Source organism: Mycobacterium sp., from assembly GCF_052144515.1.
In the GTDB taxonomy this organism is placed as follows: domain Bacteria; phylum Actinomycetota; class Actinomycetes; order Mycobacteriales; family Mycobacteriaceae; genus Mycobacterium.
Genome location: NZ_JBKQQD010000147.1, coordinates 1 through 24,555, shown reverse-complemented (window position 1 = coordinate 24,555; position 24,555 = coordinate 1). Strand labels below are relative to the sequence as shown.

The following is a 24,555-nucleotide window of genomic DNA, read 5'->3' as shown; positions in this document are numbered from 1 at the left end:
CTATGGGTTCAGCAATTGAACCGGTAAGATGATTGAACCATGGTGGCCTCCACTGATCTGTCGCACCGCTTCGACGGCGAGTCCGTGGGCCGGGCTCTCGAGCTGGTCGGCGAGCGGTGGACGCTGTTGATCCTGCGGGAGGCCTTCTTCGGGGTTCGCCGCTTCGGTCAGCTGGCCCGCAACCTGAACATCCCGCGGCCCACGCTGTCGTCGCGTCTGCGGATGCTGGTCGACGCGGGACTGTTGGAGCGCGTGCCGTACTCGCATGACCCGGAGCGCCACGAATACCGGCTCACGGCCGCCGGGCGTGATCTATTCGGCGCGATCGTGGCGCTCATGCGATGGGGCGACGAGCATCTGCCGCACCCCAACGGACCGCCAATTGTGCTGCGCCACAACGACTGCGGCCAGGTTGCCGATGCACGGCTGACCTGCGCGCACTGCGGTGATGAGATCACCGCCCAGAACGTGACCCCTGAGCCGGGCGACGGCTACACCTGAGCCGCGGTTCGGCCTATGGGTCCTTGCGGCGCTTCCTTCGCCTACCGGTGGCGGCCGGCGGTTCGTCCCATGACGACCCACACTGCGGCCAGGGCGAAGCACAACGCGGCATACGGCAGACTTCCCGTAGGTGTTGCGTCGCTTGTGATCCCCTGCTCGGCCCCGACGTAGCCGGGCAGCGCGCTGATCCACAGGGCCGCGAGTACGCCAAGGTAGACGGGACCGAAGACGCCGAGGAAGACGTTGGGCGCGGCGGGGTTCGCATGGCCGTGTTGGACCACATGCCGAAGAAACAGCCATTGCCGCACCAGGGTCGGGTGCTATCAGCGCGAAGACCGCTAGCTCCACCGCGAAGACCACGGCCTGGGCGTGCACGTGGCCGCTGAACAGCGACGAGGGCACGCTCAAGATCGCCACACCGCATTTCTTCGGCGGTGGATCGCGCCGCTCGTTACCCGGCCGGACGGCTAACCGTCAGGCCCAGGGGCCGGGGTAGCGGCCGTCCTCGTCTTGGACCAGCACGATTTCCTTGCAGTCGCCGCCCTTGGACGTCGCTGTTTCACCGCGGCACACCAGCGTCCAGCCGGTGATCCGCCCGAACGGCCGGACGGACCAGCTCGACGCGACCTGATTCGCCGCCGGCAACGCGATCACCGACAGTGTGCCGCTGGTGTACGTGACGTAGAGCCGGTCGTCAAAGAAGGTCAGTTTGGCGATGGCCATTTTGGTGGCTTCGTCCCTGTTCTTCAGCAGATCCCACTGCTTCGTGCCCAGGTTCCAGACTCCGAACCCGAACTGTGAATTGTTCGAACCGCGACCGTCGACAAACAATTTCCCGTCCGACAAGGTGGCGATCAAATCGCCACCGGAAATCTTCTCGGAATCGCCGAACTTTATGAGGGATTTGGAGTTCAAGTCGTAGAACATCGTCGACACGACCGAAGGGCTGTCAGAATCCCTGCGGGAGAGCTTGACCAGCTTGTCCGGCCCGTCAGACAGCTCGGCGTCGACGGTCCAGATGTCGTTGTCCTGAAATACCGGCTCGCCCGTCGGCAGTCGCAGCTCGGCTCCCGACGTCTTGCCGGCGGTGATATTCCGTTGGAACGAAAGAACATCCTGCCAAACCTGACCTGGCTGCGGATCGTTCCACATCATCGACAGGTCGGTATTGGACAGAATCACGGTCCGCGGCGCCGCCACCGGGCCGTGTCCATCGGTGAAGGCGTTGACCAATGCCACGCCGCTTCTGGTCGCGGAGAGCCGCCATTCGTTCGCTGCCGTCAACTTCAGGTCGGGAGTAGGCGGTTGCAGTTCTTTGGTGGCCAGCGGCTGGCTCGACTTGAGATCGAACAAATACGTGGTCGTCTTGGTGACTTCGGGCGCGGGTGCTTGCGCCGGTTTGGCAGTCGTTATCACATAGACAACTTTCATATCGTCTACGGTGTTCGACAGCGCGCACATGGCGCCGGTTACATGCTCGTCGGCAGGAATCATGGGCATATCGGGTGAGGCGAACTGCCCTGTTTTCGGATCGAATACTTTGGGGCGGATGTCCTTGAGCGCCGACTTGCTGACGGTGAATTCCTCGGGACAGCCGAAGTAGGCGGTCCCGCCGTAGCTTTTCCAATCTTTCGCCAGCGGGCTTGTCTCGGTAGGCGGCGGGGCCACCTTGCTGGCGGCGGTGGTGGGAGGGGCGTAGGTGGTCGGTTTGGCCGCGGGCGGGGGCGCACTCGTCGCTGAACAGGAGGCCGCTAAACACGCGGCCAAAGCCAATATTGCAACCCTGCGTTCAGACAAGTGAGCCCTTAGTGACATACATCAGTAAGCCCCCCAGCTAAGACCCCGAATAGTGAGCCTAGAGGTGATCGATCCCTACCGCGACTCGGGGCGGCGTCGACCCCACGTGATAAACCGAAAACCATGACTGCTCTAGCCGATGAGACACGGTGGATGGATGCCACGGACCAGGCGGCGCTGGTGACCAAGGGCGAGGTCACGCCCAGCGAGCTCTTGGAGGCGGCGATCCAGCGGATCGAGCGGTCGAACCCGGCGTTGAACGCCGTGGTCATCGAGTGGTTCGATCACGCCCGGTCGGTGGTCGCCGATCCGGACCTGTCCAACGGCCCGTTTCGCGGCGTCCCGTTTCTGCTCAAGGACCTCTACACGAGCTTCGCGGGTCAGACCCTGTCCAACGGCAATGTGGCGCTCAAAGAGGCGGGCAAGATCGACACCGCAGACACAACGCTGGTGGCCCGGTTCAAGGCGGCCGGGCTGGTCATCGCCGGGCGGACGAACAGCCCCGAGATGGGCAGCCTGCCGACGACGCAGCCGCTCGCCTGGGGTGCGACCCACAATCCGTGGGCGCTGGAGCGCACACCGGGCGGATCCAGCGGCGGCGCCGCAGCCGCGGTGGCCGCCGGGATGGTCCCCGTCGCCAACGCATCGGACGGGGGCGGAAGCATTCGCATCCCGGCTTCGTGCTGCGGGCTGGTGGGGCTCAAGCCGAGCCAGGGGCGGATCACGGTCGGGCCGGCACGCGCCGAGGTCGGTCTGGGGGTCGAACTGTGCGTCAGCCGCACGGTGCGCGACACGGCGGGACTGCTCGACGCGGTGCGCGGTCCCGGTATCGGCGACACCGTCATCGCACCGGCGCCGCAGCGGCCATACCTCGAAGAGGTCGGCGCCGACCCCGGGCGATTACGCATCGGGCTGCTTGACGTCCATCCGCGCGGCGAATTCCTGCACGAGGACTGCGTCTCGGCGGTGCGTGCCTCGGCGTCGATGCTGGAGGGACTCGGGCACATCGTCGAGCCGGCCTGGCCCGCGTGTCTCGCCGACGACACGTTGCCGCAGAAGTTCATGGCGCTGTGGGCAACTCAGATGGCGATGGCGGCGCGCGGATTCAGTGCGACACTCGGCCGTGAGGTGACCGCGGACGACATCGAGCCGGTGAATTGGGCCCACATCGAGCAGGCGCGGCGGTTGACCGCCGTCGACTACGCCATCGCCGAGGCCGAGGGGTGGGCCTTCCGGCGTGCACTGCAGCAGTGGTGGGCCGACGGGTGGGATCTGCTGCTGACGCCGACGGTCGCCGAACCACCGCCGCTGCTAACGGAATTCGAGAACAATCCCGAGCATCCCACCGCACCGATGCGTCGGGCCGGTCAGTTCGCCGCCTTCACGCCGCCGTTCAACATGAGCGGGCAGCCGGCGATCAACCTGCCGCTGTACCGCAACGCCGAGGGCCTACCGATCGGAATCCAGCTCGCCGCCGGCTACGGGCATGAGGACGTCCTCATTCGCGTTGCCGCCCAACTGGAATCGGCTCACCCCTGGTCGTCGTTTCACCCGGCGATCCCCTGATTCACCGCCTGCCTTTTGTTCGGCCGCATGGTCCGCTCGGCTATCCGCGCCACTAGTTGACGTGGTGCCAGCCGCGACGAATTGGTCAACATCCAGCTTTCCAAGCCGCCGGTGACGACGGTGCTGGCCCGCCGGTCGAGGGCACGAAATGCGGCCTGCACCACCTTTTCTGGGGAGATGCGGTGGCCAACTTGCGCGTCGTCGCCGGCGACATCGAAGAACCCGGTGTCGGTCGATCCGGGACAGAGCGCGGTCACCCGCACGCCGGTGCCGCGGGTCTCGGCCCACAGCGCCTCGGTGAACGACAGCACGAAGGCCTTGGTCGCGCCGTAGACCGCCATGTAGGGGACCGGCTGAAATCCCGCCGTCGAACCGACGTTGACGATCGCCCCGCGGTCGCGTTCGAGCATGCCCGGCAGATACACGCGCGTCAGGTCCACCAGCGCCTCGACGTTGAGGCGGACCATGTCGGCCAGCGTGGCGTGATCGGCCTCGTAAACCGGCGCGAATAGGCCGAACCCGGCGTTGTTGATCAGGATGTCGATCCGCAAATCGCGTGCCAGCAGCGACTCGGCCAGCTCGGCGGCCGCCGACGGTTTGGCCAGATCGGCGGCCGCGACTTCGGCGGCCACGCCATACGAGCCGCTCAGTTCTTCGGCGAGGTCGGCGAGTTTCCCCTCGGATCGGGCGACCAGCACCAGATCGGCGCCGCGCCGCGCGAGTTCCCGTGCAAACACCGCTCCGATCCCCGAAGAAGCGCCCGTCACCAATGCCCGCTGGCCTGTGTAGTCCATGGTTGTCACCTTTCTGAAGTGCCCACCGATGACAATAAAACCGACCGCTCGGTATGTCTAGTGATACCGCCCGGTTGGTTTCTGCTAAGGTCACGGCGTGTCATCACCCGCAGTCACCCCGAAGGGCGCCGCCACCCGCGCGTTTCTGCTGCAGATCGCGGCCGAGGTGTTCGCCGAACGCGGCTACGCCGAGACCACGATGGCTCAGCTCATCACGCGCAGCGGACTGACCAAGGGAGCGTTCTACTTTCACTTCTCCTCCAAAGAACAACTCGCGCTTGCAGTCATCGAGGAGAAGCAGCGGCAGTGGATTGATTCGGTGCGACAGGCGATCAGCGCCGAGCCGGGCGCGTTCGACCAGCTGCGTGCGGTCGCCTCTGCGTTGGTGAAGGTTCACCGCGACCCCAGCGCGTTCAGCGTGTCTCGGCTCACCCGCGACCTGGCCCGCGTCGGCGGTGTCAGCGATGTGGTCCGCGACCACATGCGCACCTGGGTCGGTCTCGTCGCCGGACTCATCAGACAGGCGCAGGCCGAAGGTGACTTGCCCGAAACCGTCGACGCCGACGACCTTGCCGCTGTTCTGGTCGCCACGACCGACGGGCTGAAGGACCTCGGTTCGCTGATAGACAGTCCGACCCGGGCTCGCCGGGCCTACGAACGGCGCATGAACACCTTGGTCGCGCTGGTCGACAGTTTCAGCTCGCGCCGTTGACCGGCGATTGTTGGCCGAGGACGGCCGTGCGCTATGCTGTCGATAACGTTGGCCTCACGACAACAGATGCCAACACGTCGTGGAACGCTTCCTCATCCTCCACCGGCGCCGCCCCGAATTCCGGGCTGGCACCGATTTCAGATGATCCGTGCATCCAGCACTACTCGTCTCGCGGCGAACGATTTTGCCCACCGGCAATCTCGCCACATTGTGCTGACATTGGCGCGCGAACCGTCGCGACGACACCAGGCACACCCGATGCCGGAAAGGCACCGAAAATTGACTACAGACAAGACTTTCGCTGATCTTGGCGTGCCACCAGCACTGATCAGCGTGCTCACCGCGGGAGGCATCACGCAGCCGTTCCCAATTCAGGTCGAGAGCCTCCCCGATACCCTCGCCGGCCGTGATGTTCTCGGCCGGGGCAAGACGGGCAGCGGAAAGACGCTTGCGTTCTCGATTCCGTTGGTCAGCAGGCTCTCCGACCACCAGCGACGTCCGTCGCGACCGTCGGGTTTGGTGCTGGCACCCACTCGTGAGTTGGCCACCCAGATCACCGCGACGCTGCAACCGTTGGCAGCTTGCTACAACCTGCGGGTCACGACGATCTTCGGCGGCGTCCCCCAATCCCGGCAGGTGGCCGCACTCAGATCCGGCGTCGACATCGTGGTGGCCTGCCCGGGTCGGCTCGAGGACCTGATGAAGCAACGTTTGATCAGCCTCGACGCCGTCGAGATCACCGTGATCGACGAAGCGGATCACATGGCCGATCTCGGCTTCTTGCCGGGCGTCACGCGGATCCTGGCCGCCACACCGACGGGTGGTCAGCGGCTGCTGTTCTCCGCAACCCTCGACAACGGAGTCGACAAACTCGTCAAGCGATTCCTCCAAAACCAGGTTTCGCACTCCGTGGATGAACTCAACTCGCCGGTGTCCGCAATGACCCATCACGTCTTCCACGTCGCCGGTGTTGACGCCAAGAAGGAGCTTGTCCATCGGCTCGCCTCCGGCACCGGGCGCCGCATTCTGTTCATGCGCACCAAACACCACGCCCGCAAGCTCGCCAAGCAGCTCACCGAATCAGGGATTCCTTCAGTTGATTTGCACGGCAACCTGTCTCAGCCCGCGCGCGATCGCAATCTGGCCGCGTTCACCGCGGGCGAGACCCGGGTTTTGGTGGCGACCGATATCGCCGCACGTGGAGTGCACGTCGACGAGGTTGAGTTGGTGGTCCACATAGATCCGCCCAGCGAACACAAGGCCTATCTCCATCGTTCCGGGCGCACGGCGCGGGCCGGAAACGCGGGTGACGTGGTCACGGTCGTGTTGCCCGAGCAGCGCAAGGACACCCAGGCGTTGCTGCGCAGGGCCGGTATCGATGTCACTCCACAGTTGGTGGCCGCCGATTCACCCGCCGTGCATGCGCTGGTTGGTGAGCCCGCCCGCTACCAGGCTCCCGCACCCAAGGCCGCCCCGCCGCAACCGTCCCAAGGTCGTCGATCGGATGTCGCCGGCCAACGACGTCGTCGCCGGTCCAGCCGCCCACAACGGAGCACTCGCTAGCCAGCGGACGCGACGGGGTGGCAGCGCCTGCTATCGGAGGCGTATCCATGTTTGGCCGATCGTCGAAACAAGGCCGCGCGAAGATTTCCACGCGTGATCGCCCAAATAATTTTCCACTATTATTCGTGTATACTGAGGATTCGGATGTTTTTGGTTCATCCGCTGAATGAGAGAAGTTAAGTTAAATGGCACAGGGAACTGTGAAATGGTTCAACGGCGAAAAGGGCTTTGGCTTCATCGCTCTTGATGAGGGCGGGAAGGACGTTTTCGTCCACTATTCCGAGGTCCAAGGCAGCGGCTTTCGCACGCTCGAGGACAACCAGCGCGTCCAATTCGACATCGAGCAAGGGCCGAAAGGGCCCCAGGCCGTCGGAGTGACCTCGGTATAGCTGAGGTCTAGCTGACCACACATAACCATTGGGCTGGTGTGCGATGGCGCACCAGCCCAATGGTCTTTCTAGGCTGTTCCTAGCCCTTGGGAGACGGCTCGCGGTTGTGCAACCCTGGCGCCGTTCGGCTTTCGGCAACTTGAGCGCTAAGCGTTCGAGTTGCCCATGATGCACTTTCGACCTGCGCGGCACGCATGACGACGTCGGCGGTGTGAAGCACCTGGCTGTCTTGTTCTGCATCAGGAATCGGTACAGCGGCCGCCCGGCGTAAGACCATCCAGCCAAGGGCTGGCGTCGTCATGTGCGGCACAACCAACAGCTTCGCGCGAGCGCGACGACCTGCGATCACCATGATGCGTTGACGCTGGTCGCGCCAACAGGGCATCGACTTCCCGCCGTAGCTCATCGAGTCCAGATCAGCCGCCCGCTCCGTCGACGACCAGTTGATGCTGATATGGATGATTTCGCCCAGCGGTCGATGCAAAGCCTCGATGAGCTCGGGCAGTTCGCGTGCGACCGAAGCTGTGCGTGGCCACCACGCCCCATCAATGTCGCTGCCCAGGAGGGTGGCTAGGGCGATTCGCACGGGACCGGCCAAGCGCCGCGACCCCCTCGTGCCGTTCACGGTGATGCCGACTTGGCGCCCGGAGCATTCGTGTCGGGCCGGTCCGAGAAAGTGGGGTGCTCCACTGGCCCTGTTGAGGTGTCGCCAGAAGAAACAAACTCAGGCTCCTGGGGGTGAGAAAACAAGTTGAGAAAATCCATGGACTATGTCCTTTACCAATTAGCAGAGTCGGCCCGGCTATATTGTGGTAGAACGGGCTACACGATCGCGGTGGGAGCGAATCGCACGCTGATCTTTTCGTAATGCATTTACGATGGGGATCACCGCTAACGCGAAACGGTCCACTCCTAATAGTACACCCTAGTGGCTATGGCGCTGGCAGCGACTGGGTAAGCCACTAGCCGCGCATAATCCGCAATCCGGATCCCGGGGCGTCGGCGCATGCGCGGCTGCGGGCAATCCTCTGTTGACAAAACCCCGCATCGGCCGGGGCAGCAGATAGCTGCACCGGCGAATCTGATTCCAGCCACATTCCAGCAGCCAGGGTTTACGCCGGCTCCTGCAAACCTCCGGAACTCAATCGATGGTCAGCGATAGTGGGCTGATCCCGAGAGATTCTGCGGCACAAGAGAATTTGTGTTTGCAATTGGCCCGCATCAATACCAACTGGTTTCGCCGAAGTCGGCCGCAAACTTGCCGAATCCGCCGTCCTTGACGACGTTGCTGGAATATTGATCGCTTTCGGCCCTGATGAAGTTGTCCGCTAACACAAGTACGTTGCCGTCGAGTGTCTCGCGCGCAGTCACCTTCCGGACCCTACGCGAGTGCCGTGCGGCCGGCGACTATCGCTCCGTGTCGAACTCGATCGGCAGACTCGTCGGCCCGCTCAGGCTCATCATTGGCTTCCACGGAACCGGCCCGGCGATGCGCGGGTTCAGCAACCGGCCCGCGAGGACGTTCAGCGCCTCGGCGAGCTCACGCCTGGCCAGGTTGGCGCCCAGGCAGTAGTGGATGCCGCCCCCGAAAGTCAATATCGCCGGCGCTCCCTCGCGCGTGATGTCGACGCGGTCCGGTTCGTCGTAGACAGCGGCATCACGGTTGGCCGCAGCGGTATTCACCAGAACCATCGTGCCAGCGGGGAATACATAGCCGTCGAGCTCGGCATCCTCGACAACCAGGCGAAGGGTTCCGCAGACGATCGGCGAGTGGCGCATGGTTTCCTCGACCGCGTGCATCGCCAGTTCGGGGTGCTCCCTGAGCAGCTTCCACTGCTCCGGATGCTCACACAGGACGTGCACCGATGCGGCCAACTGGTTGCGGGTGGTGTCCGTCCCCGCCAACAGCAGGCCGCCCGCGAGCATGCGCAGTTCGGCGGGGTTGAGGCGATCGCCGTCGTCCTCGGCGCGAATCAGGTCGGAGAGCAGGTCGTCGGTCAGGCTGTGCCGGCGCCGGTCCACCATGTCGTCGACGTACTCGTCGAGCTGTCCCCACGCGCGCATGACGACCGGCTCGATTTCGCGCACCCCTACGGTGAAGGTGAAGGCCTTGAAGACATCGTCGGCCCACAACGAAAACTGTTGCCAATCCTCGCGGGGCGCGCCGAGCAACGCGCAGATGATCGGGACGGGGTAGGGGCGCGCGAGGTCGGTGACGACGTCGCAGCGGCCCGCGTCAGCGACTCCATCGACCAGACCGTTCATCATCTCGACCATGGTGTCGTGCAGGCGCAGGGTCGCTCGGGGCGTGAATGCCTTGGACGTCAGACTGCGCAGCCGATGGTGTGCATCGCCTTCCAGGCACAGCAAGCTGTTGACCACCTTGTCCCATAGCGGACCCGAAGTAATGCCCTGCACAAGGAGATTCAGGCCCGGTGGGATCTGGAACCGGGTGTCCCGCAGAACCGAACGGACCAGTTGGTAGGAGAGCACTTCGGGTCCGTACGGTCCGAGCGCGATTGGGGCCAGCTGTTGGGCCGCCTGGAGGCGGGGATAGATCTCCGCAGGGGTTTCGGTTTGCTCATACTTGAGTGCCGGCAGATCGGCGTCGAAAACGCTTGCGGGAGCGGTACCGACGGGCATGACGCCTCCTAGGGTCGTATTACGCTACGGTATTGCCGCGCTGGGCACGGACATCAGCATCAAGCCCGCGGTCCGCCACGCACGACCCGTGGGGTTGCTGATCGCGGTCAAACTCAATCGTTCACCTGCCCGCCCGATGCAGTGCGGTTCCGCTGAGCCAGAGGCCGCGGACAACATTCACGTAATGTATGGCCGCGGTCGCCGACTGTCAACGACGTCGATTGCTCACCGGGCTTGTTGATACCCGAACCGATTTAAATCGAGCCGCATCTGGCGAGTCACCATACATAAATTACCCGACGTATTGTCATGGTCCGTCCGGCGCAAAAGCGTCATCGTGCAGGGCGCCCCGGCAGGGGCTAGCCTCAAACAATTGCACGAAAGGAGCCGTCGATGCCCCCGGATCGTTTGACCGCGGCCGCCGTAATTGCCTCAGAGGAAGCTCTAGCCCAAGTCACCCGCCTTCGCGGCCCGAAGCACCCGGAAACCCTGGTCAAACGGGCCCAGCTGGCGCGCGATCGTGCGAGAGCCGGTGACTTCCAGGGCGCGATCAGTGACTATGAGAACCTGTTGCCGGACCTGGTGCGCGTCCTCGGTCGGGGCAACACGGGAACGCTCGACATCGGCACCGCCCTGCCTACTGAGCGGCCGAAAGCCGGTGAACAGCGCGACACGATCGCGGACTACGAGCGCCGGGCGCAGGATCTGTTGGACCGCGTCAAGGCGACCTACTCTCCGCTGCTCTAGTCGCACGGCGCGCGCCGAGCGTGCGCAAAATGTCAGGATTTGCGGCGTGTCGCTGTACGAACACGCACGCTCGCGGAGACCAATTACCGTGGGGGTCAGGGGCGTTGAGCGTCGCCACTAACTTGTCCTAGTCGCCTCGGGCCTCGCCGTGGCGAAGGAATATGACTCGCTCTCCCGCCCGACGTGGTCCCCCGCGGCGAGACATTTTCGAAACCCACGGTAGCGAATTAGCGCTCAGCGACTAGTGTCGCCGGTGTGGACTTCGAGCTCGACGACGAGCAGCGGGCATGGCTGGCAGAGGTACGGCGCTTCCTGGAGGACAACGTCACGCCCGCACTGCGGGCCGAGATGGCCGAGCACGGTCTGGAGTACCAGGGCGGTGAGCTGTCGGCGTTCCGCCGCAAGATCGGGGAGCGCGGCTGGTTTGGTCTGAACTGGCCCTCGGAGTACGGGGGCCTGGGACTCACCGCCATGCATCAGCACCTGCTGATGAGCGAGTTCGAATACTGGGGTGTACCGGGACCCGATCTCACCGTCACCTCCGTGGCACCGATGATCATGCGGCACGGTACCGAACGGAATAAGAAGGAGTTCCTGCCGGGCATCGCCAGGGGCGAGATCGTCTGTGCGGTCGGCTATTCCGAACCCAATGCCGGCACCGACCTGGCCAGCCTGCGAACACGTGCCGTCCGCGACGGCGACGAATGGGTGATCACCGGGTCCAAGATCTGGAACAGTGGGGCCCAACGGTCGACGCATGAGTGGCTGTGCGTGCGCACCGATCCCGATGCCCCGCGTCACCGCGGGATCTCGGTGATCATGGTGCCGATCGATCAGCCCGGTATCGAGATTCACCCGCTGTACGCCTGGTCGGGCTACCGGACCAACGAGACGTTCTTCCGCGACGTGCGGGTACCGGCAACCAACCTGATCGGCGAGGTCAACATGGGCTGGACCTATATCACCGGCGCCCTGGATCTCGAGCGCGGTGCGTTGACCAACGCCGGCGACCTGCGTCGGGCGCTCGACGATCTGGTTGCCCTGGCCGCCCGGCCGGTACGCGACGGTTCGGTTCCGGCGCAGGACCCGGTGTTTCGCCGCCGCCTGGCACAAGCCGAGACAGACGTCGAAGTCGCAAAGCTGATGGGCTATGAGGCCGCGTCGATGCTCGACTGCGGGCGCATCCCGACCGTCGAGGTCAGTGTCGAGAAGATATTCACCAGCGAATTGCGCCAGCGGATCGCCGATTTGGCGATCGATATCCTGGGGCCCGACGGGTTGATCGCGCATCGCAGCCCGGACGCGCCGCTGGACGGCTTCTTCGAGCGCCTCTACCGGGTGTCGCCGTTGATGCGCTTCGGGGGTGGGACCAACGAGGTGCTCCGTGATGTGATCGCCCAGCGCGGTCACGGAATGCCCTCCTACGGACGTTGACCGGCATGAGGCTCATTCCCGATCAGGACCAGCGCGATCTGTCCGCCATGTGTCGCGACGTGTTGACCGCCGAATGCCCGACCACGCTCGCCCGCGCTCTGCACAGCCCCGACGGCGTGCGCATCACACCGGGGTTGTGGAAAGCGCTCGCCGAGGCCGGGGTGCTGGGGCTGTCCATCGAGGAAGGGCTTGGCGGTTCTGGCGGAGGGCTGGTCGATCTCGGCGTGTTCTGCGTGGAGGCCGGATATGCGTTGTGCCCCATGGTCATTCACAGCACGTTGCACGCAGCTCGTGCCGTCGATTGGCTGAGCTTAGGTGAGGCGCGCGAGACGTGGCTGCCGGCGCTGGCGTCGGGGAGCGCGCGGGGAACTACCGCGCTGTGGAACCCGCGCGACGCTTCCGTGCTGACCCCGCCGCTGCGCGCCCGCGAGGACGGCGACGGTTGGCGGCTGCACGGCGTGGCCGACTTCGTCGCCGACGCCGACCTCGCGGACCTGATCGTCGTGAGCGCCGAAGCTGGCAGTGGGACAATGGGTTTCGTCCTGGACATGGGGGACGCAGGCTCGCCCGGGCTTTCCGTTGAACCACTGGCCATGATGGGCGGGCACCGCGCGTTCACCGTTGGATTCGACGGCGTGGTGGTTGACGATCAGCGCCGGGTCCTGGGCGGCGCCGGGGGCCTCGGTGAGCGCGAGCTGCGGCGGGTGGCCAACGCCGCTGTGGCATTGCTGTGCCTGGATCTGGTCGGGGTGGCCGAGGCGGTGCTGCAGCGCACGGTCGAATACACGAAAATGCGCGAACAATTCGGCCGCCCGATCGCGTCCTTCCAGGCCGCCCAGCATCTGGTGGCCGACATGCACATCGCGCTCACCGCGGCCCGGCTGGCCGCCCAGTCGGCGGTGTTCTGGATCGGGCGCGGCCGCACCGCCACCCGGGAAACCGCCATCGCCAAGATTCGCGCGGCCGCGGTCAAAAAGATCACGCTCGACGCCCATCAGCTGCATGGCGGGATGGGCTACGTTCTTGACACCGATTTGCACCTGTTCTCCGAGCGTGCCCGCGTGCTGGCGACGCTGGGCGGCGGGGCCGATATTGCCGCGAAATGGCTTGCGGACGAGATGGATTGGTAGACTTAGCGATGACTTCCGAAAGCCTCATCGACGCCGAATCCGCTGCGCGCGTTGGCACGGTCGTGGCGACCGCCAGCGGTGAGGTGAACCGGCGCGACTGGCAGCGGTGGGCTGCAGCCGTCGGCGACCACAACCCGCTGTGGTTCGACGGCGAATACGCGCGGGCGCACGGCTACCGTGACATTATCTGTCCGCCACTGTTTTTGCAGTACGCCGTCCTTGGCGTGAGCGACCTGGGTGACCTGCGGCCCGACGGATCGTCCGGCGCGGTAACCGGCAGCCTTTCCTTTCCGCGGGCGCCGCGGCGCATGGCCGGCGGCGAAAGCACCACCTTCCACCTGCCCGCCTATCACCGCGACCAGATCGAAATGGTGCGCACCGTCGAGTCGATCGTGGAAAAGGAAGGCAGGTCAGGCCGATTCGTGTTGGTGACCTGGCGGGGTGAGTACCGCAATCAGGACCGCGAGCTGGTCGCCGAAGCCACCATGTCGATGATCGCGCGGCCCGCATGACCGAGGGGCTGTGTTATGAGGACGTCGAAACCGGCACTGCGATAAACCCTTTGACCGTGACGGTGACCGAGACCCAGATGTTCTTCTTCAGCGCCGCGACATACAACGGTCATCGCATCCATTACGATAAGGACTTCGCGCGTGACGTCGAAGGCTACGACAACGTCCTCGTCCAGGGCCCGTTGCAGGCGGCGTTGCTGTCGCGGGCACTCACCGACTGGATCGGCGGTGATGGCCGGCTGGTGGCATTCTCGGTGCAGAACCGCGCGATCGCCTATCCGGGCCAGGAGCTGACGTTCGGGGGTGTGGTCACCGGCAAGCGGATAGCGGACGGCCTGGCGCAGGTGGATCTGGACATCTCCTGCCGGCGCGGCGACGACCTGCTGATGCCCGGCACCGCGACCGTCGCGCTGCCGCTACGGGGCGCGCGATGACCGGCCTGCGCGGCGAAGCGGCCATCATCGGTATCGCGGAGTTGCCGGCCGAACGCCATCAGAGCCGGCCGCCGTCGTTCACGCTGGACCAGTACGCCTTGCTGGCAAAGCTGGTGATCGAGGATGCGGGCGTGGAACCCGCTGTGGTGAACGGACTGTCGTGCCACGGCATCGTGGAGTCGGACATGTTCGCGCCCGCGACGCTATCGGAGTATCTGGGTATTCCGCTGGACTTCGGCGACCGGGTCGACCTGGGCGGTGCAACCGCGGCCGGCATGGTGTGGCGGGCGGCGGCGGCGGTCGAATTGGGGGTGTGCGATGCGGTGCTGGCGGTGGTTCCGGGGTCGTTGGAGATTCCGCGATCGCAGCAGCGGCCCGCGCGAACACTGGGCTGGTACGGGGCGTCGAGCAACAACTACGGCTCACCGCAGGCCGAATTCGAGATCCCGTACGGCAACGTCGGCCAGAACGCCCCGTACGCGCAGATCGCGCAGCGGTATGCCGCCGAATTCGGCTACGAAGCTGCGGCTTTGGCGACGATCGCGGTGCACCAGCGCGCCAACGCGTGCGCGCACCCCGGTGCGGTGTTTCACGGCAAGCCGATCACCGTCGATGACGTGTTGAACAGTCCGGTGATCGCCGATCCGATCCACATGCTGGAAACGGTGATGCGCGTCCAGGGCGGCGCCGGCGTGCTCGTCGCCAACGCCGACGTGCCGCGCCGGGCCCGCCACCGGCCGGTGTGGGTGAAGGGGTTCGGCGAGCACATCCGGTTCAAAACCCCTACGTACGCCGACGATCTCATGCGCACGCCGATCGCGCGGGCCGCCGACAAGGCGTTCGCGATGGCGGGGCTGCAGCGGGCCGACGTCGACGTCGCGTCCATCTATGACTGCTACACAATCACCGTGCTGATGACGCTCGAGGATGCCGGATTCTGCGGCAAGGGCGAGGGCACGAAGTGGCTGACCGAGCACGACCTGACCTTCCGCGGCGACTTCCCGCTCAACACCGCTGGTGGCCAGCTGTCGTTCGGGCAGGCGGGCATGGCCGGCGGCATGCATCACGTGGTCGATGGTGCGCGCCAGATCATGGGCCGCTCCGGCGAAGCGCAGGTGGGCGAGTGCAACACGGCGTTCGTGACGGGCAACGGCGGCATCATGAGCGAGCAGGTCGCCCTGGTGTTAGGGGGTGACTGAGTTGACCGAACCCTGCCCGGTCCCCGAGCCGACACCCGTATCACGGCCATTCTGGGATGCGTTGCGCGAGCACCGGATTGTGATCCAGTATTCGCCGTCGGCGGGGAAGTACGTCTTCTATCCGCGCACCCTTGCCCCCGGGACCCTCGTCGACGATCTGGAGTGGCGTGAAATCGACGGCGCGGGAAAGCTGTACACCTACACCGTCGCACGGCGCCCGACCGGTCCGCCGTGGGCTGACAAGGTGCCACAGTTGCTCGCGGTCGTCGAGTGGGACGTGGGCCCGCGGGTCAGCACGGAACTGGTCGACGTCGAACCGGACGACATCCGTATCGGCATGCGGGTGTCCCCGGTGTTCTGCGACGTCGGAGACGTCACGTTGCTGCGGTATAGGCCTGCCGATGTTTGAGACAGTGCAGCAGCTGCTGCGCTCACGCATGGCCGACGACACGGTCGCGGTGATGCACGGCGACCGGACCTGGACCTGGCGTGAGCACCTGAACGAGGCGTCAGCCGAGGCGTCCTTTCTGACGGCCCGCTTGGTGCTCGCTGACCCCGCCCGGCCGTCGCATGTCGGCGCGCTGCTGGGCAATTCCCCGGCCATGCTGCGGTCGATGGCGGCGGCCGCGCTCGGCGGCTACGTGCTGTGCGGGATCAACACCACCCGCCGCGGCGAGGGCCTGGAGGCCGACATTCGCCGCGCCGATTGCCAAGTCGTGCTCGTCGACACCGACAACCTGACGCTGCTCGACGGACTGGACCTGGGCGGTGTACCGGTCCTGGACGTCGACAGCGCCGCGTACCGTGACGCGGTGACGGCCGCGGGACCGCTGGTTGCCCACGAAGTCACAGGCGTCGACCCCGTGACGATGATCTTCACGTCGGGCACCAGCGGTGACCCCAAGGCGGTGCGCTTCGCGCACGCGATGGCGGTCTTGTGCGGCGCGAGCCTGGTCGACCGGTTTGAGATCACCGGCGACGACGTGTGTTACCTGGCGATGCCGCTGTTTCACTCCAACGGTGTCGCGGCGGGGTGGGCGGTGGCGATCAACAGCGGTGCCGCGATGGTGCCGGCCAAGTTTTCGCCGTCGCGGTTTCTGGCCGACATCCGTAGGTATGGCGTGACGTACATGAACTATGTCGGCAAACCGCTGGCGCTGCTGCTGGCGACCCCGGAACGTCCCGACGACGCCGATAACACGCTGCGCGCGGCCTTCGGCAACGAGGCCACCGAGCGCGATATCGACGAATTCGCAAAGCGTTTCGGTTGTCGGGTGACGGACAGCTTCGGCTCTAGCGAGTTCGCCGTCGTGGTGATGCGCGAGGACGGGACGCCGCCCGGCTCGATCGGGAAAGGCTATCCGGGTGTCAGCGTGTACCACCCGGAGACCGTGACCGAATGCGCGCCAGCGGTTTTCGATGAGCACGGTGCGCTCGCCAATTTCGACGAAGCGGTCGGCGAATTGGTCAACACCTACGGTGTGGGCGGGTTCACCGGTTACTACAACGATCCCGACGCCACCGCCGAGCGAATGCGACACGGCATGTACTGGTCGGGCGACCTGGCCTACCGCGACGCGGACGGCTGGATCTATCTGGCCGGGCGTACCGCCGACTGGATGCGGGTGGACGGGGAGAACCTCGCGGCGGGACCGATCGAGCGGATCCTGCAACGCCTGCCGGAGGTCAACCAGGTGGCCGTGTACGCGGTCCCCGATGAGCACGTGGGTGATCAGGTGATGGCGGCGTTGGTGCTCAATGCAGCGTTGTCGCCCAAGGATTTTGAAGAGTTCCTTGCCGCCCAGGCTGACCTGTCACCGAAGGCGTGGCCGAGGTATGTACGGATCAACACCGAACTCCCCCGGACCGCCACCAACAAAATCCTCAAGCGCGAGCTCATCAAGGCCGGCCCGACCGCCGGAGACGGGCTGCTGTGGGAGCGTCGCACGCGGGGGCGCGAATTCAATGAGGTACGGGGCCCCGATTTTCACTGGCCCGCGTAGTCGACCGGCCAGTGTTTGATGCCGTTGATGAACGGTGAGCGCAGCCGTTCGGGATCTCCCGTCGGGGCCAGGTCGGGCATGTGGTCGGCGATGGCATTGACCATCAGGTCGACCGTCATGCGCGCGAGGTTGGCGCCAATGCAGTAGTGAGCTCCGGTGCCGCCGAATCCCAAGTGTAGGTTGGGGTCTCGCAAGATGTTGAAGGTGTACGGGTCGTCGAAGACCTCTTCGTCGAAGTTGGCGGACCGGTAGAACAGCACGAGCCGCTGGCCCTCCTTGATCGCCACACCGCCGAGCTCGGTGTCCGCCAGTGCGGTGCGCTGAAACGCCGTGATCGGGGTGGCCCAGCGGATGATCTCGTCGGCGGCGGTCTTCGGTCGTTGCGCCTTGAACAATTCCCATTGGTCGGGGTTGTCGGTGAAGGCCATCATGCCCTGCGTGATGGAGTTGCGGGTCGTCTCGTTGCCCGCGATGGCCAGCGTGACGACGAACATGCCGAACTCGGCCTCGGAGAGGCTTTGGCCCTCGGCGTCGGCCTGGATCAGCGTGGTGACAATGTCGTCACCCGGTTCTTCGGCCTTGCGGGCGGCCAATTGCATGGCGTACCACATCATTTCGCCCGCAGAGGTCAGCGAGTTGTAGTGAGCGAACTCCGGATCGTCGCTTCCGATCATCTGGTTGGACCAGTCGAACAACTTGCCACGGTCTTCCGGCGGAACCCCGAGCAGGCCGGCGATGGCCTGCAGCGGCAACTCGGCGGCCACCTGAAGGACGAAGTCGCCCGAGCCCTCCTCCGCAGCGTGTTGTGCGATTCGCTGTGCACGCTCACCAAGGTCGGCCCGCAGCCGCTCGACGGCGCGCGGAGTGAAGCCGCGGGCGATGATCTTGCGCAGCCGGCTGTGTTCGGGGTCGTCCATCATGATCATCGACGTCCGGCCGGCCTCGATCTGGCCCTGCGCCAGCTCTTCCGGGTAGCGAGGCACGATGGACTTCTTGGCCGACGAGAAGACGTCGCTACGCAGCGAGACCTCGCGGACGTCGCGGTGCTTGCTCACCACCCAGTAGCCGCCGACGCCGAACCCGCCCTGATCGGGCGGCTGCTCGTTCCACCAGATCGGCGCCGTGCGGCGCAGCTCCGCTAACTCCTGCACTGGCAACCGGTGGGCGTAGATCTCGGGATCGGTGAAGTCAAAACCCGGCGGGAGGTTTGGAGTGGCCATGGGATTGCTCCTTGGGCTTCTGTTTGGGAGATGCTAGCCGCGCCATCCAGCACCCGGCGCGAGGACCAGTCCCTTCGTCACGGCCGCAGGCTGGTTCAGCTTGTCGCCAGATTTAACGGGGGCGTAAAGATAGCAGAAAACCAAAAATCTGGCCATTGCTTGTGATACATACTGATGGTCTAATTCATAACAAAATTCATATCTCCGATGGTCAAGAAATGGTCTGATAGGAGTACCGCCATGTCGTTCGTGCTTGCAGTTCCGGACATGATGGCGGCGGCCGCCGCGGATGTGGCGGGTATCGGTTCGTCGCTGAGCGCGGCCAATTCGGCGGCTGCGGTCCGGACCACCGCGGTGATCGCTGCGGCTGAGGATGAGGTATCGGCGGCGATTGCGTCGCTGTTTTCCGGTCACGGTCAGCAGTTTCAGGCGCTGAGTGCGCAGGCGTCGGCGTTTCATGCCCAGTTTGCGAATGCCTTGAATAGCGCGGAGGCCGCGTATGCGGCCGCGGAGGCGGCCAATGCCTCGCCGTTGGCGGCGGTGGTGGCCGGTGCGCAGAGCCTGGCGTTCTTTTCCCCGGTGAAGGACCTGATCGGGCGCCCGCTGGTGGGTAACGGCGCTAATGCAGCGAGCGCGGGGGGCAATGGCGGGGCGGCGGGGATGTTGTACGGCAACGGCGGCAATGGCGCCGCGGGGGTGTCGGGGGTCAACGACGGGGCCGGTGGGGCTGGTGGGGCGGCCGGGGCGCTGGGTGGTCATGGCGGTAACGGCGGGGCCGGTGCGGCGGGGGTGGCCGGGGTCGCCGGGTTCAACGGGGTGCTGGGGGGCGGGGGGGCCGGCGGGGCTGGGGGCGCCGGTTCGCAGGGTGGTAACGGCGGGAGTGGCGGGGCCGGGGGGGTCGGGGCCAACGCCAACGGGACGACGCTGCTCAATGGTGCACCCGGCGGGCCGGGCGGGGCTGGTGGCGCCGGCGGTGCGGGGGTGTTGCCGGCCAGCGGGGTGGCGGGGGTCAATGGCGGGGCCGGTGGGGCCGGCGGGCTCGGCGGGGCCGGCGGGTCGGGCGGGACGACAGGGAACGGCGGGACCGGCGGGGCCGGTGGGTTCGGCGGCAACGGTGGGACCGGGGGTGGCGCTGGTGGGGCTGGCGCGAACGGCGGGACCGGCGGGGCGGGCGGAACTTCGGCGGGTAGCGGCGGGGCCGGTGGGGCCGGCGGGGGCGGCGGGGCCGGCGGTGCCGGGGAGTCCGGGTTACCGAACGCCGGGGTCGGCGGTAACGGCGGGACCGGCGCTAACGGCGGGGCCGGAGGCGCCGCCCATGTGAGCAGCGGCCACGGCGGCACCGGTGGGGTCGCTGGCAAGGGTGGCACCGGTGGTGCGGGCGCGGCGGCCACCACCTCGGGTGCGACCGGCCCAGCCGGTGGGGCCGGTGGGGCTGGCGGTACCGGTGGGGCCGGCGGTGCGGCGGTCGCGGGTGGGGTGGCGGGCAATGGCGGTACCGGCGGCACTGGCGGGTTGGGCGGCAACGGCGGTACCGGTGGGGCATCGAGCTCGGCCAGCCTGGCCGGCGGTAACGGTGGCACCGGCGGGCACGGTGGGGCCGCGGGTTCCGGTGGGGCGGCCGGTGGTAGCGGCGGTCAGGCCGGGGCGGTGGGCAACGGGGGTACCGGCGGTCGGGGCGGCAACGGTGGGGCGGGCGCTGCGGGCGCTACGGGTGCGGCGGCCAGCATCGGCGGTACCGGCAGCAACGGCGGTACCGGCGGTATCGGTGGGGTCGGCGGGACGGCGGCCACCGGTGGGGTCGCGGGCAACGGTGGCACCGGCGGCACCGGCGGGGTCGGCGGCAACGGCGGCACCGGTGGGGCGTCGAGCTCGGCCAGCCAGGTCGGCGGCAACGGCGGCACCGGCGGGCAAGGCGGGGCCGCGGGTGCGGGCGGGGCGGCCGGCTCCGGCAGCGGCGGCAGCGTGGGTTCGGCGGGCAACGGCGGTGCGGGCGGTAACGGCGGCACCGGCGGGGCGGGCGCGCAAGGCGCCGCGGGCACCGCGACCAGTGTGGGCGGTACCGGCAGCGCCGGTGGGACCGGCGGCAAGGGCGGTGCCGGCGGCTCGGGCGGTTCGTTATCGGGTAACGGTGGTAATGGCGGTGTCGGCGGTTCCGGCGGGGTCGGCGGTAACGGCGGTAGCGGTGTGAACGGTGCGGCCGGTGTGGCCGGGGTGAACTTCGGCGCTGGCGGCAACGGTGCCGGTAACGGCGGTAACGGGGCCACCGGCGGGGCCGGCGGCCAAGGTGGGGCGGCCGGCACGGCCGCGCACGGTACCGCGGGCAACGCCGGTAACGGTGGGACCGGTGGCCACGGCGGCAATGCCGGCGGCAGCGGCAACGGCGGCACCGGCGCCGCGGGTACGGCCGCCAACCCCAACGGCGGTAAAGGCGGTAACGGCGGCACCGCCGGTGGCGGCAGCGCCGGTAACGGCGGCACCGGTGGCGCGGCGGGCACCGGCAGCGGTGGTAAGGTCGGTGCGGCCGGCGCGGCGGGCAGCGCGGTAACCGGCGGCAACGGCGGCAACGGCGGCAACGGCTTCAGCCCCACGACCCCCGGCGCCAGCGGCGGTAACGGCGGCAACGGCGGAAACGGCAGCGGCACCGGCAACGGCGGCGTCGGCGGGGCCGGTGGCAACGGCGCCGCGGGTAGCGCCACCAGCCCCAACGGCGGCAGCGGCGGTGCCGGTGGGGGCGGCGGCAACGGCGGCAGCTTCTATCAAAACTCCACCAACAGCGGCAGCAATGGCGGCAATGGTGGCAACGGCGGCACCGGCGGCAATGCCGGCGCGGCCGCCAGCGGCGGCGCGGCCGGCCTGGGTGGCCGGGGCGGCGACGGCGGCGGAGGCGGCCAGGGCGACAGCGCCGTTGCCGCTGGTGCCAATGCCGGCGGCAATGGCGGGGCCGGCGGCAATGGCGGCGCCGGCGGCGGCACCCCCAACGGCGGTACCAACGGCCAAGGTGGCAACGGCGGCGGCGGCGGCAATGGCGGCGCCGGCCACAGCTTCTATCAAAACTCCACCAACAGCGGCAGCAACGGCGGGGCCGGCGGCAATGGCGGCACGGGCGGCAATGCCGGCGCGGCCGGCACCGGCATCGGCAGCGGCAGCTTCGGGCCCGGCGTCGGGGGCACCGGCGGGGCCGGCGGCGGCGGCGGCCAGGGCGACAGCGCCGTTGCCGCTGGTGCCAATGCCGGCGGCAATGGCGGGGCCGGCGGCAATGGCGGCGCCGGCGGCGGCACCCCCAAGGGCGGTACCAACGGCCAAGGTGGCAACGGCGGCGGCGGCGGCAATGGCGGCGCCGGCCACACCTTCTACCAAGCCCAAACCGGCAGCGGCAGCAACGGCGGGGCCGGCGGCAATGGCGGTACGGGCGGCAATGCCGGCGCGGCCGGCACCGGCACCGGCAGCAGCAGCTACCCGGCCGGCGTCGGGGGCACCGGCGGCGCCGGCGGCGGCGGAGGCCAGGGTGACAGCAACACCAGCGCCGCCGGCGCCGGCGGCAACGGCGGGGCCGGCGGCACCGCCGGCAACGGCGGTGCCGGCGGGCACGCCGGGGGCGGCAATAGCAGCGGCGGCAGCGGTGGCACCGGCGGCAATGGTGGCCGCGGCGGCGGCGGCGGCGAGGGTGGCACCACCGGCAAGGGTGGCAGCGGCGGCGCCGGTGGCGGCGGCGGTGTCGGCGGCACCGGCGGCACCGGCAGCGGCACCGGCAGCGGTGGCACAGGCGGCCACGGCGGCAATGGCGCCGAAGGCGGGCACGGCGGCTACGGTGCGGCCGGCGGCACCACCGGCAACGCAGGGGGGGCCGGCGGCACCGGCGGCAACGGCGGCGCCCCCAGCGGTGTCACCGGCGGGGCCGGCGGCACCGGCGGCAGCAAAGGCACCGGCGGCACCGGCGGTGCCGCATGATCGCGGCGTGCCCTAACGGCGGCACCGGCGGCGTCGGCGGCGTCGGGCAGGTCGGCGGCAACGGCGGGGCTGGCGGCTTGGGCGGGGCGACATCGGGTAACGGCGGCACCGGCGGCAACAGCGGCGACAGCTCGGGATCAGGCGAGTACGGCGGGGCGGCGGCAACGGCGGTGGCGCCATCACGAATCCGCCGGGCGTTGCCACCGGCGGCCTGGGCGGCGCCGGCGGTAGCGGCGGACCCGGCGGTTCCCCCGGCACACCCGGGAGCCCCGGATCAGCATCATAACGACTCGTCTGGCAGGCACCGGCGGCCATCAACCAGGATCGGCCCCCCACACATCGAGGTCGCCGATTCCTGCCGGCAGCATGGGCCACTCAGCGACGCGGGGTGAAACGTACGTAGGCCCAGCACCGCCACTGGCGATCACGCGCACACACCGCTCGACCGGCGTGGATCGCGGTGTAGTTTTCCGCGGCGCCAAGGGGTTTCCGCGTTCGCCCATGCGCGGGTGGGTGTCGCGCGGAGCCTACGCGTCGCTGTGCGTGCGCCACGAATCGGCGATCTGGGCACCTAACTTATTGGACCCGGGGCCGACGGTGGGCGCGATCATCGCGGAGTGGAAAATGGCGTGGCCGTTCTTGAACTGAGACATGCCGTGCATGGTGACCGAGCTATTGGGGTACGCCTTGCACTGGATGGCGTACAGCGTTCCGTCGATGTGCTTGGCGATCAGGTCGGTGCCCTTGTCTGCCTTCATGTGACGGTACGGCGACTTGGCCCGCGAGTCGACACGCTCGAAGCTCTGCCTCCAGTACGGGTCATTTCTGAAGAACCACAGGCAAAGCTCTTCGAACCTGTCACCCCTGGCCTTGGGGTCTTCGGGCAACTGGTTGATCAGTGCAGTCAATGCTGTCGTCAATATGGACCACTTCCCTTCATTAGAGTAGGACTGCTGGTGCCGGATGCGTAGGCCAAGCATCTCGGCGGTGGTCATCGTCTCGCCCTTGCGGGCGAGCGATTCGTGGGTCTGGTCACTCTTGAAGGAGCTGGGCTTGCACGGCGACTAGGGACTAGGCGATGGGATCCGGGCTAGATATGGGCTAGGAAAGGTAGCCGTCCATCACAAGATCAGCCGTCCTGAGACCCAATTCGCTACGTTCGCCTCCCTTTTTCCGCAGCTGGACGCCTTGGGCTTCGAGCGCCTCCTTGAGCGGACGGACACGGGCAATCCCTTCGTCCGATTTCATTTGGTAGATGAAGTCGCGCTCCTCCCCGTTCCACGCTTGGACGATCACAAACGGACTATGAGAAGCTATGAGGATCTGGCTTCGACGATCTGCAACTGGGCTTGCGGCCTCAAGCACCGCCTCATAGATTGCACGCGTAGAACGCGGGGTGAGGCCGTTCTCTGGCTCTTCCAAGAACATTACGGGCGGCCTTGCGGCACTGAATAGAAGGACGAGCATGCCGATTAGGCTAAGAGTGCCGTCAGAAAGGTTCACCGCCGGAACGAGGCCCCGCACGTCCGCGAATCGAGCAGAGAACCCGATCCTATTGGTTTCGGTGGTGTTGAACTCGAAACCGTCGAATCCTGTTAGGACACTCCGCAACCGCGTGACAATCTGATCGAGTATCTCACTGTCAATCTGAGCGAGATAATAGAGGGCGCACAAGTATTTGCGCAGCTCAGACGTAGTATTTAGACCACACAAAGCGGGCATCGTGCCCAAAATGTGCCCAATGGGATACCGCTACTGATTGCTGCCGGTGGCGGCGGTTGACAACTCCACCCCGTCGGCTTGGGCCCGAGGTTCGTGACCCCGGCCGGTAGCTAAGCTAGCTGCCGCGGCGGCCTGACTTGATGATCTCGAGGCGTTCCTTGAGCAGTTCCTCGAGTTCCTCGATCGAGCGGCGTTCCCGCAGCATGTCCCAGGGTGTGCGCGGCACCTTGACCTTCTTGGG

At 67.0% G+C, this 24,555-nt stretch carries 25 protein-coding genes; 15 read left to right on the top strand and 10 right to left on the bottom strand.

The genetic code is table 11. The features are described 5' to 3' along the window. Positions 1-42: 42 nt before the first annotated feature. On the top strand, positions 43-501 hold the full coding sequence (locus ACLP9N_RS08745; RefSeq protein WP_442407112.1) for a winged helix-turn-helix transcriptional regulator: 459 nt from the start codon (positions 43-45) through the stop codon (positions 499-501). A 41-nt stretch (positions 502-542) separates the two neighbouring features. Here ACLP9N_RS08745 and ACLP9N_RS08740 read toward each other — a convergent pair whose 3' ends face one another. Continuing rightward, positions 543-809, bottom strand: coding sequence for a hypothetical protein (locus ACLP9N_RS08740; RefSeq protein ID WP_442407026.1), 267 nt, complete (start codon positions 807-809; stop codon positions 543-545). 166 nt (positions 810-975) lie between these two features. Then, a complete protein-coding gene (locus ACLP9N_RS08735) occupies positions 976-2,316 on the bottom strand; it encodes a hypothetical protein (protein WP_442407025.1) in 1,341 nt (446 codons plus the stop codon). Between the two features lie 105 nt (positions 2,317-2,421). Between ACLP9N_RS08735 and ACLP9N_RS08730 the strand changes: the two genes are divergently transcribed. Further along, positions 2,422-3,864 (top strand): amidase, encoded by a 1,443-nt coding sequence (locus tag ACLP9N_RS08730; protein WP_442407024.1) that lies wholly within the window; start codon positions 2,422-2,424, stop codon positions 3,862-3,864. On the opposite strand, the gene ACLP9N_RS08725 is transcribed toward ACLP9N_RS08730, so the two are convergent. Continuing rightward, a complete protein-coding gene (locus tag ACLP9N_RS08725; protein WP_442407023.1) occupies positions 3,846-4,658 on the bottom strand; it encodes an SDR family NAD(P)-dependent oxidoreductase in 813 nt (270 codons plus the stop codon). The two genes, ACLP9N_RS08730 and ACLP9N_RS08725, sit on opposite strands and share 19 nt — an antisense overlap. A gap of 97 nt (positions 4,659-4,755) precedes the next feature. Here ACLP9N_RS08725 and ACLP9N_RS08720 point away from each other — a divergent pair, with 97 nt between their 5' ends. From ACLP9N_RS08720 to ACLP9N_RS08710, 3 genes are all read left to right on the top strand, one after another. Continuing rightward, complete coding sequence (locus tag ACLP9N_RS08720) at positions 4,756-5,370, top strand: TetR family transcriptional regulator (protein ID WP_442407022.1); 615 nt, start codon at positions 4,756-4,758, stop codon at positions 5,368-5,370. A 279-nt stretch (positions 5,371-5,649) separates the two neighbouring features. After that, on the top strand, positions 5,650-6,933 hold the full coding sequence (locus tag ACLP9N_RS08715) for a DEAD/DEAH box helicase (protein ID WP_442407021.1): 1,284 nt from the start codon (positions 5,650-5,652) through the stop codon (positions 6,931-6,933). 185 nt (positions 6,934-7,118) lie between these two features. Continuing rightward, positions 7,119-7,322 carry a cold-shock protein gene (locus tag ACLP9N_RS08710; RefSeq protein WP_442407020.1) on the top strand — a complete coding sequence of 68 codons (204 nt, stop codon included), beginning with the start codon at positions 7,119-7,121 and terminating at the stop codon, positions 7,320-7,322. A 79-nt stretch (positions 7,323-7,401) separates the two neighbouring features. On the opposite strand, the gene ACLP9N_RS08705 is transcribed toward ACLP9N_RS08710, so the two are convergent. The 3 genes from ACLP9N_RS08705 to ACLP9N_RS08695 all read right to left on the bottom strand — a co-directional run bounded on the left by ACLP9N_RS08705 (position 7,402) and on the right by ACLP9N_RS08695 (position 9,965). Continuing rightward, positions 7,402-7,920, bottom strand: coding sequence for a DUF5994 family protein (locus ACLP9N_RS08705; protein ID WP_442407019.1), 519 nt, complete (start codon positions 7,918-7,920; stop codon positions 7,402-7,404). Positions 7,921-8,543: 623 nt separating this feature from the next. Then, positions 8,544-8,693, bottom strand: a complete 150-nt coding sequence (locus ACLP9N_RS08700; protein WP_442407018.1) for a hypothetical protein — start codon at positions 8,691-8,693, stop codon at positions 8,544-8,546. 36 nt (positions 8,694-8,729) lie between these two features. Further along, the gene (locus tag ACLP9N_RS08695) at positions 8,730-9,965 is read right to left on the bottom strand and encodes a cytochrome P450 (protein WP_442407017.1); all 1,236 of its coding nucleotides are present in this window, start codon (positions 9,963-9,965) and stop codon (positions 8,730-8,732) included. Positions 9,966-10,358: 393 nt separating this feature from the next. Here ACLP9N_RS08695 and ACLP9N_RS08690 point away from each other — a divergent pair, with 393 nt between their 5' ends. From ACLP9N_RS08690 to fadD1, 8 genes are all read left to right on the top strand, one after another. Further along, positions 10,359-10,712: a hypothetical protein gene (locus ACLP9N_RS08690; RefSeq protein WP_442407016.1), complete on the top strand. Its 354-nt coding sequence runs from the start codon at positions 10,359-10,361 to the stop codon at positions 10,710-10,712. 255 nt (positions 10,713-10,967) lie between these two features. Beyond that, entirely contained in the window at positions 10,968-12,146 is a 1,179-nt protein-coding gene (locus ACLP9N_RS08685; RefSeq protein ID WP_442407015.1) for an acyl-CoA dehydrogenase family protein, read from the top strand. Between the two features lie 5 nt (positions 12,147-12,151). After that, complete coding sequence (locus ACLP9N_RS08680; RefSeq protein WP_442407014.1) at positions 12,152-13,276, top strand: acyl-CoA dehydrogenase family protein; 1,125 nt, start codon at positions 12,152-12,154, stop codon at positions 13,274-13,276. An 8-nt stretch (positions 13,277-13,284) separates the two neighbouring features. Beyond that, entirely contained in the window at positions 13,285-13,788 is a 504-nt protein-coding gene (locus tag ACLP9N_RS08675; RefSeq protein WP_442407013.1) for a MaoC family dehydratase, read from the top strand. Then, positions 13,785-14,222 (top strand): MaoC family dehydratase, encoded by a 438-nt coding sequence (locus ACLP9N_RS08670; protein ID WP_442407012.1) that lies wholly within the window; start codon positions 13,785-13,787, stop codon positions 14,220-14,222. The genes ACLP9N_RS08675 and ACLP9N_RS08670 overlap by 4 nt, the downstream gene beginning before the upstream one ends. Next, entirely contained in the window at positions 14,219-15,421 is a 1,203-nt protein-coding gene (locus tag ACLP9N_RS08665; RefSeq protein WP_442407011.1) for a thiolase family protein, read from the top strand. Before ACLP9N_RS08670 ends, ACLP9N_RS08665 begins: the two co-directional genes overlap by 4 nt. A gap of 1 nt (position 15,422) precedes the next feature. Beyond that, positions 15,423-15,830: a Zn-ribbon domain-containing OB-fold protein gene (locus ACLP9N_RS08660; protein WP_442407010.1), complete on the top strand. Its 408-nt coding sequence runs from the start codon at positions 15,423-15,425 to the stop codon at positions 15,828-15,830. Then, positions 15,823-17,424: a fatty-acid--CoA ligase FadD1 gene (gene fadD1, locus ACLP9N_RS08655; protein WP_442407009.1), complete on the top strand. Its 1,602-nt coding sequence runs from the start codon at positions 15,823-15,825 to the stop codon at positions 17,422-17,424. Before ACLP9N_RS08660 ends, fadD1 begins: the two co-directional genes overlap by 8 nt. Here the strand turns inward: fadD1 and ACLP9N_RS08650 are convergent. Next, complete coding sequence (locus tag ACLP9N_RS08650; protein ID WP_442407008.1) at positions 17,409-18,644, bottom strand: cytochrome P450; 1,236 nt, start codon at positions 18,642-18,644, stop codon at positions 17,409-17,411. The two genes, fadD1 and ACLP9N_RS08650, sit on opposite strands and share 16 nt — an antisense overlap. Before the next feature lie 240 nt (positions 18,645-18,884). On the opposite strand from ACLP9N_RS08650, the gene ACLP9N_RS08645 reads away from it, so the two are divergent. Together ACLP9N_RS08645 and ACLP9N_RS08640 are read left to right on the top strand one after the other, a co-directional pair. Further along, a complete protein-coding gene (locus ACLP9N_RS08645; RefSeq protein ID WP_442407007.1) occupies positions 18,885-22,592 on the top strand; it encodes a PE family protein in 3,708 nt (1,235 codons plus the stop codon). Further along, a complete protein-coding gene (locus tag ACLP9N_RS08640) occupies positions 22,589-22,984 on the top strand; it encodes a hypothetical protein (RefSeq protein WP_442407006.1) in 396 nt (131 codons plus the stop codon). The genes ACLP9N_RS08645 and ACLP9N_RS08640 overlap by 4 nt, the downstream gene beginning before the upstream one ends. Before the next feature lie 135 nt (positions 22,985-23,119). Here the strand turns inward: ACLP9N_RS08640 and ACLP9N_RS08635 are convergent, their stop codons facing one another. The 3 genes from ACLP9N_RS08635 to ACLP9N_RS08625 all read right to left on the bottom strand — a co-directional run. Then, positions 23,120-23,587, bottom strand: coding sequence for a restriction endonuclease (locus ACLP9N_RS08635; RefSeq protein WP_442407005.1), 468 nt, complete (start codon positions 23,585-23,587; stop codon positions 23,120-23,122). A 106-nt stretch (positions 23,588-23,693) separates the two neighbouring features. Further along, the gene (locus tag ACLP9N_RS08630) at positions 23,694-24,314 is read right to left on the bottom strand and encodes an AAA family ATPase (RefSeq protein WP_442407111.1); all 621 of its coding nucleotides are present in this window, start codon (positions 24,312-24,314) and stop codon (positions 23,694-23,696) included. A gap of 115 nt (positions 24,315-24,429) precedes the next feature. Further along, the coding region (locus ACLP9N_RS08625; protein ID WP_442407110.1) for an RNA polymerase-binding protein RbpA at positions 24,430-24,555 on the bottom strand (126 nt) is incomplete at its 5' end.

Excerpts from the sequence above, each read along its gene's own strand:
- ACLP9N_RS08630 (WP_442407111.1), bottom strand. The coding sequence starts at position 24,314 with ATGCCCGCTTTGTGTGGTCTAAATACTACGTCTGAGCTGCGCAAATAC.
- ACLP9N_RS08690 (WP_442407016.1), top strand. The coding sequence starts at position 10,359 with ATGCCCCCGGATCGTTTGACCGCGGCCGCCGTAATTGCCTCAGAGGAA.
- ACLP9N_RS08670 (WP_442407012.1), top strand. The coding sequence starts at position 13,785 with ATGACCGAGGGGCTGTGTTATGAGGACGTCGAAACCGGCACTGCGATA.
- ACLP9N_RS08635 (WP_442407005.1), bottom strand. The coding sequence starts at position 23,587 with ATGACCACCGCCGAGATGCTTGGCCTACGCATCCGGCACCAGCAGTCC.
- ACLP9N_RS08710 (WP_442407020.1), top strand. The coding sequence starts at position 7,119 with ATGGCACAGGGAACTGTGAAATGGTTCAACGGCGAAAAGGGCTTTGGC.
- ACLP9N_RS08665 (WP_442407011.1), top strand. The coding sequence starts at position 14,219 with ATGACCGGCCTGCGCGGCGAAGCGGCCATCATCGGTATCGCGGAGTTG.
- ACLP9N_RS08735 (WP_442407025.1), bottom strand. The coding sequence starts at position 2,316 with ATGTCACTAAGGGCTCACTTGTCTGAACGCAGGGTTGCAATATTGGCT.
- ACLP9N_RS08650 (WP_442407008.1), bottom strand. The coding sequence starts at position 18,644 with ATGGCCACTCCAAACCTCCCGCCGGGTTTTGACTTCACCGATCCCGAG.
- ACLP9N_RS08725 (WP_442407023.1), bottom strand. The coding sequence starts at position 4,658 with ATGGACTACACAGGCCAGCGGGCATTGGTGACGGGCGCTTCTTCGGGG.
- ACLP9N_RS08645 (WP_442407007.1), top strand. The coding sequence starts at position 18,885 with ATGTCGTTCGTGCTTGCAGTTCCGGACATGATGGCGGCGGCCGCCGCG.
- fadD1 (WP_442407009.1), top strand. The coding sequence starts at position 15,823 with ATGTTTGAGACAGTGCAGCAGCTGCTGCGCTCACGCATGGCCGACGAC.
- ACLP9N_RS08730 (WP_442407024.1), top strand. The coding sequence starts at position 2,422 with ATGACTGCTCTAGCCGATGAGACACGGTGGATGGATGCCACGGACCAG.
- ACLP9N_RS08680 (WP_442407014.1), top strand. The coding sequence starts at position 12,152 with ATGAGGCTCATTCCCGATCAGGACCAGCGCGATCTGTCCGCCATGTGT.
- ACLP9N_RS08695 (WP_442407017.1), bottom strand. The coding sequence starts at position 9,965 with ATGCCCGTCGGTACCGCTCCCGCAAGCGTTTTCGACGCCGATCTGCCG.
- ACLP9N_RS08640 (WP_442407006.1), top strand. The coding sequence starts at position 22,589 with ATGATCGCGGCGTGCCCTAACGGCGGCACCGGCGGCGTCGGCGGCGTC.
- ACLP9N_RS08675 (WP_442407013.1), top strand. The coding sequence starts at position 13,285 with ATGACTTCCGAAAGCCTCATCGACGCCGAATCCGCTGCGCGCGTTGGC.